This window comes from Radiobacillus sp. PE A8.2 (genome assembly GCF_045635475.1).
In the GTDB taxonomy this organism is placed as follows: Bacteria; Bacillota; Bacilli; order Bacillales; family Amphibacillaceae; genus JBJGXI01.
Genome location: NZ_JBJGXI010000108.1, coordinates 1 through 1,054, shown reverse-complemented (window position 1 = coordinate 1,054; position 1,054 = coordinate 1). Strand labels below are relative to the sequence as shown.

General features: G+C 38.5%; 1 protein-coding gene. It reads right to left on the bottom strand.

What is annotated here, in order from left to right; translation table 11 throughout:
• Positions 1–33: 33 nt before the first annotated feature.
• Positions 34–1,054 (bottom strand): transposase (locus tag ACI6MV_RS24915; protein WP_407272996.1); only part of this gene is annotated, 1,021 nt, incomplete at its 5' end.

Here is a 1,054-nt window from a genome sequence, read left to right as displayed (position 1 = left end):
TTATCAACAATACTGACTATTCTGAACAGCTTTTCAAGTAAAGGAGTCCCCTTTTTTATCCAGGCATTTTTCAAGGGATTTTTGGATCTTTTTTGTTTGATCAAAAACCTTAATTCCTGGAAGGTCTAAAGGTGGTTTCCCGTCCTCTAGTAGTACAGCTCTTAGGGCTGCGGCATAATCTAGAGCCGTTTCTTCATCTAAGGTAGAAGCCTTAGAAGCTTTTTTCTCGATATCTCGAATGCCCCGTAATTTCTTTTTTACATTCACTTTTAACTTTCGATCTTTATCCACAGCTGGCTTGGCAATATCCTTTAAATAATGAAACTGACAGTATTGATAAGGGGTGTCTGGTGACAAGTTTTCAAACGCCAATCGAATTGACTGTTGTCCGTCGCTCACAAACCCAAGGATCGGGAAACCATAATCTAGGACGGGCTTGATAAACTCCATTAATTCACTAGTTGCGCTACTTTTAACGTTTTTTGCGGCAACAATGGTTCCACTTAATACTTCACGTATAACATAAAGTGTCTCATTTCCCTTTTCGGGTTGGACTCCATCCATTGATAAAATAATGCCCCCATGTTGTGCCACTACCTTTGAAAGTTCTTCCTTTGCATAGCTTTCAGAACTTGCCCGAAGTAGCACAGCATAACGCTCGTAAAGTTTTTGAACGTGTCGATCGGAAACAGTAATTCCATATTCATTTAATAGTTCCATAATTTCATTACGTGTCTTATGTTCTTTGAATCGTAATTGACCCACGTAAGCAAGTACATCAGTTCCATATGTAATATGTTTCATACTTAGCTGTTCAGCCTGAGCTGAACGATAAACGGTGTCTAGATTTGAACAGTGCTCGTTTGAACAACGGTATCCCATATTTACTACGGTGTAAACACCTTCCATAGTAGAGATAGTTTTTCGAGACACCGTGTGACAGTATACTAGTTTGGAATCACAGTGTGGGCAATTTTGAAATTCAGGTTTATAGTATTTTGTTTCTTTAGAATTTAGACGGTTTTTTGTACGCATTGGAATCTCCCTATCTATT